This is a genomic window from Asanoa sp. NPDC050611 (assembly GCF_040654855.1).
GTDB lineage: Bacteria > Actinomycetota > Actinomycetes > Mycobacteriales > Micromonosporaceae > Asanoa.
In genome coordinates this window covers 1-4,696 of record NZ_JBFAIU010000466.1, presented here as the reverse complement: position 1 = coordinate 4,696, position 4,696 = coordinate 1, and the positions used below count along the sequence as shown (strand labels likewise).

The window sequence follows — 4,696 nt, the reverse complement described above, 5'->3', positions numbered from 1 at the left end:
GCCCGGCCGCCTGCGCCGCGCCCCGCTCGTCGCCGGCCGCCCGCAGGTACGGCAGCGCGCGCAGGAACAGCCCCTCGGCGCGCTCGGGCTGGCCCGAGACGAAGGACAGCACGCCGGCGCCGAGCAGGGCCCGGCCGGTGGCCGGATCGCCGAGCAGGTCGCCGTGGTCGAGGATGCGGGCGACGACCCGGCTCGCCTCGTCGATGTGACCGCGCCGCCACCAGAAGGACCAGGTGGCCCAGAGCAGCCGCAGCGCCTGGGTGGGCTCGTCGTGGGTGAGGAACCAGTCCAGCGCGGCGTTGACGTTCTCCCGTTCCAGCTCCAGCCGGCGCAGCCAGACGGTCGCCTGTGCCCGGTTGAGGTGGGGCTGGGCGGCCTGGGCCACGCGCAGGTAGTGCGCGGCATGCGCCGCGTGGGCGGTGTGCCACTGGTCGCCGCCGCGCATGCGTTCGAGCGCGTACTCCCGGATCGTCTCGAGCATCGCGAACCGCTCGTGCCCGTCCGATGCGGTCACCGGCCGGACCAGCGTGGAATCGATCAGCCCTTCGAGCAGGTCGAGCAGGTCGCCGTCCGGCGCGGCCACGGCCTCGGCGGCGGCGAGGTCCCAGCCGCCGGCGAAGACGCCGAGGCGCTCGAACACCGCCTGCTCCTCGGCCCGCAGCAGGCGGTAGCTCCAGGCGATGGTGTCGCGCAGCGTGCGTTGCCGGTCGGGCAGGTCACGGGCGCCGCCGGTGAGCAGGCCGAGCTGGTCGCCGAGGTGGGTCACGAGCGTCGCCGGCGGCAGCAGCCGGACCTTCGCGGCGGCCAGCACGATGGCCAGCGGCAGGCCGTGCAGGCGCCGGGTGATCTCGGCGACCGCCGCCAGGTCGTCGGGGCCGAGCGCGAAGCCGGGCACCTTCGCGCGGGCCACCTCGACGAACAGCCGTACGGCCGGCGAGTCGGCGTCGGCGCCCCGCGGCGGGGGCAGCGGCCGCACCTCGAAGACCCGCTCCTCGGCCAGGCGCAGCGGCGCCCGGCTGGTGACCAGCGCGGTCACCCCGGGTGCGGCCCGCTGGAGCTGGCCGATCACCGGTGCGGCCGCGGCGAGCTGCTCGAAGTTGTCGACGACGAGCAGCATCCGCTTGGTGCGCAGCCAGGACGCGACGTCGGTGCTGGCCGGCACCGCGCCGGAGGTACGCACGCCCAGGCCGCGGGCCAGCGCCTCGCCGACCAGGTCGGGCGAGGTGACGGTGGACAGGTCCACGAACCGCACGCCGTCGGGGAACCCCGGGCCGCAGTGGTCGGCGGCGGCCAGCGCCAGGCGGGTCTTGCCGACGCCGCCGGGGCCGGTCAGGGTGACCAGCGGGTCGGTGTCCAGCATCGCCACCAGCGCGGCGAGGTCGTCCTCGCGGCCGATCAGCGGGGTGCGCACGGCCGGCGGTAGGCCCGCGACCGGGGCGGCCCGGCTCGGCTCGGCGGGCCCGTCGAAGCGCTCCGAGAGCAGCACGGCCAGGTCCTGCTCGACCAGGTCGCGGAGCTGGGCGGCGGTGGTGAAGAGGCGGTATGAGAGGCCCGCGTCGCGCCTGATGTCGCTGAGCATGGTGGCCAGACGCTCGTCGCGGGCCGGCGCGGGCTCCTTGACGTAGACCAGCCGGGGCAGGTGCTCCGAGAGGCGGAACTCGTCGTCGAGCGCCTCGCCCCAGCTGTCGCCGTACACCCCGATGAAGATCTGGCTCTGGTCGAGGTAGGCCCGGTGGACGTCACGGGACGGGTGCACGCGGGCGCCGTCCTCGACCATGACGGGCAGCAGCCGCAGGCGGCGGACGGCGTCCTGGACGGCTCGGCGTTCCGGTGCCAGCTCGCTGGCCGAGCTGACGAACACCCGGACGCGCTGGTCCGGAGTGAGGATCACCGGATGTTCGCCGGGATTGACCGCCACCGAACCACCCCATCCTGAACTCTTTTCTCAGGATATATGCGGTTTATTCGATCATGACCTGCACCGGACCGACCCGCAGCGTGCCGTCGTCCAGCGGGCGGCACCGGATCCCGCCGTGGCCGCGCAGCTCCCGCCAGGCGCCGGGCCCGATCGTGGTGTCCAGCCAGGCGCACGGGTTCGCCCGGCGGCGCACGTCCAGGCGGACCGGGCCGCTGCCCGAGTCCAGGCTCAGCACCCGGCCGACCAGGTCGTCCACGGCGATCCCGGCCACCAGGACGTTGCGCCGCACCTCCGCCAGCCCGACGCCGGGCCGCAGCCACTCCCGGGCGATCACGGTGATCGCGGCGTCCCGGTGGGCCGGATGGTTGAAGTAGCGGTCGCCGACGATGCCGAGCCCGGCCCTGATCGTGATCTCCTCGACCAGCTCACCGGGCGGCGCCGGCGCGGGACCGGCGGCGGGCCGGCCTTCGAACCGGTGTACGGGTGAGGCCAGCAGCTCGATGATCTCCGGCACCTTCCCGAGTTTGGCATGGCCCGGTTCCGACGTGGGTACAAAAGGCGTCGTGGACGCCTTGCGCTTACCGTTCGAGCGGACCGCCAACGCGGCGGCGGCCCGCCGGGCGGTCCGGGCGGCCCTCGAGCGCTGGAAGCTGGCGCACCTGGCCGACGACGCGCTGCTGGTGACGACCGAGCTCGTGCAGAACGCGGTCGCGCACACCGGGGCCGGTGGGGTGCTCGTGGTGCGCCGGTGCCTCGACGGGCTGCGGATCGAGGTCGCCGACGGCAGCGGGGAGCAGCCCACGGTACGAACGCCCGATCCGTCGCAGGCCGGCGGGCGGGGCCTGTCCATCGTCGCCGCGGTCGCCCGCGCCTGGGGCACGCTGACCCGCACGGGCCAGGCCGGCAAGGTGGTCTGGGCCGAGCTGGCCTAGCCCTTTTCCGGGACCCACAGGCAGAACGGGTGCCCGACCGGGTCGATCATGACCCGGACGTCGTCCTGCGGCTGGAACGCGGCGACCTTGGCGCCCTGCTTCTCGGCCCAGGCGACGGCCGCGGCCAGGTCGCGCACCTCGACGTCGAGGTGGACCTGCATCTGCTGGTCGCCGGCGCCGGCCGGCCACACGGGCGGCGCGTGCTCGGTCTCGAGCTGGAACGAGAGCCCGATGCCGCCGCCGGGCGCCTTGAGCGTGACCCAGGTCGGCTCGTCGGAGTTGCGCTGCCAGCCGAGCAGCCGCTCGTAGAAGTCGGCGAGTTGGCGGGGGTCGGGCGCGCCGAGCACCATCCCGTTGGGGCGCAGGAACGGACGGTCCATCCCGGGACCCTAACCCCGCCCCACGCGGGCCGCATCCCAGGCGGCGCGGGTCAGCGCGTACTCGACGTCGCCGTGTTCGGAACCCTCGATGACCTCCGGCCAGTCGCCGGTGAACCGCCGCACGAAGCTCAGGCCGACCTTCTCGAGCACCCGCCGCGACCTCTTGTTGACGGTCATCGTGTCGGCGACGACCCGCTGCACCCCGAGCTCCCGGAATCCCTTGTCGACCAGCGCCGACGACCCTTCGGTGGCGTAACCGAGCCCCCACGCGTCGCGGCGCAGGCGGTAGCCGAGGTCGACGACGTCGGGCCGCGCGGGATCGACCGGCCGCAACGCGAACCACCCCACGAACCGCCCGGTCGAGCGCTCCTCGGCGGCCCAACAGGCTCTGCCGAAGGCCGGGTGCGCCCGCGTCATCGCCGGCAGCGTCCGGCTCACGATGGCGGCGCGACTCGCCGGCCGGCCACCGTTGATGAACCGCATGACCTCGGGGTCGTCGTGGAGCGCGAACAGCTCCTCGACGTCGTCGCCGGTGATGTCCCGCAGCCGGAGGCGGGCGGTTTCGAGGAAGACCACCACGCGATCCTGCGTGGCGGCGGGCGCCGGGCGCGACAGGTTTTCTGCGGCGCCCGCCGGATCCCCTTAGGGTGAGCTGATCCATTCAGCGACCTCAATGAGGAGGATCCGGTGAGATCGAGGCTTGTCGCCGTCGCCGCCAGCACCCTGGCCGCCGTGCTGCTCGCGCCGCCCGCCGTCGCCACCGCGGCGGAACCCACCCCGATCAGCGCTGACCGCCTGGCCACCATGGCACCCGCGCGGCTGATCTCCCCGCAGCCGAGCCCGGAGGAGGTCGGGCGGGCGCTGGCTCGGGTCGCCCGCGACAGCGACGGCCGGGTGCGCCTCGGCGTCGCCGGCCGCAGCAACGAGGGGCGGCCGCTGCGCGTCGCGACCGTCGGCCACGGACCGACCCGCCTGCTGTTCGTCACCCAGCAGCACGGCGACGAGCCGCTCGGCACCCCCGCCGCCGTCCGCGCGCTCTGGGCGCTCGGTGTGCCCGACACCGCCTGGCACCGCTGGCTGCGTGGGCGGATCACGCTCGACGTGGTGGTGCAGGCCAACCCGGACGGCGCGGTCCGGGACCAGCGCTACAACCACGACCCCAGCGCGTCCGGTGACTGGACGGAGCCGGGGGTCGGATACGACATCAACAGGTTCCACAACCCGCTGACCCCGATCGCGGACAACCCGGTGCCGGAGTCCCGGGCGATCCTGCGCTGGTGGCACGCGCACCGGCCGCGGATCGTCGTCGACTACCACATGCAGGGCCGCTACCTGCAGCCCGACGGCCGGGAGACGACCGCCTCGATGCTGTGGCCGACCACCCGGACTGGGCCTCGACCGACCTCTCGTCGTTGGCGAAGCTCACCTGTGGTGGTTCTGCCGTGCCCAACCGCATCCTGAGCGCC

At 74.4% G+C, this 4,696-nt stretch carries 6 protein-coding genes; 2 read left to right on the top strand and 4 right to left on the bottom strand.

The window, feature by feature from the left end:
* The coding region (locus tag AB0H87_RS38260; protein WP_360157541.1) for a DUF4062 domain-containing protein at nt 1-1,918 on the bottom strand (1,918 nt) is incomplete at its 3' end.
* 43 nt (nt 1,919-1,961) lie between these two features.
* The gene (locus AB0H87_RS38255) at nt 1,962-2,432 is read right to left on the bottom strand and encodes a molybdenum cofactor biosysynthesis protein (RefSeq protein ID WP_360157537.1); all 471 of its coding nucleotides are present in this window, start codon (nt 2,430-2,432) and stop codon (nt 1,962-1,964) included.
* 49 nt (nt 2,433-2,481) lie between these two features.
* Between AB0H87_RS38255 and AB0H87_RS38250 the strand changes: the two genes are divergently transcribed.
* Nucleotides 2,482-2,850, top strand: a complete 369-nt coding sequence (locus tag AB0H87_RS38250) for an ATP-binding protein (protein WP_360157534.1) — start codon at nt 2,482-2,484, stop codon at nt 2,848-2,850.
* Here the strand turns inward: AB0H87_RS38250 and AB0H87_RS38245 are convergent.
* Together AB0H87_RS38245 and AB0H87_RS38240 are read right to left on the bottom strand one after the other, a co-directional pair.
* Nucleotides 2,847-3,230, bottom strand: a complete 384-nt coding sequence (locus AB0H87_RS38245; protein ID WP_360157531.1) for a VOC family protein — start codon at nt 3,228-3,230, stop codon at nt 2,847-2,849. The genes AB0H87_RS38250 and AB0H87_RS38245 overlap by 4 nt on opposite strands.
* Nucleotides 3,231-3,239: 9 nt before the next feature.
* Entirely contained in the window at nt 3,240-3,806 is a 567-nt protein-coding gene (locus tag AB0H87_RS38240) for a GNAT family N-acetyltransferase (RefSeq protein WP_360157528.1), read from the bottom strand.
* Nucleotides 3,807-3,917: 111 nt separating this feature from the next.
* Here AB0H87_RS38240 and AB0H87_RS38235 point away from each other — a divergent pair, with 111 nt between their 5' ends.
* Nucleotides 3,918-4,691 (top strand): M14 family zinc carboxypeptidase, encoded by a 774-nt coding sequence (locus tag AB0H87_RS38235; protein WP_360157525.1) that lies wholly within the window; start codon nt 3,918-3,920, stop codon nt 4,689-4,691.
* The last annotated feature ends 5 nt before the right edge of the window (nt 4,692-4,696 follow it).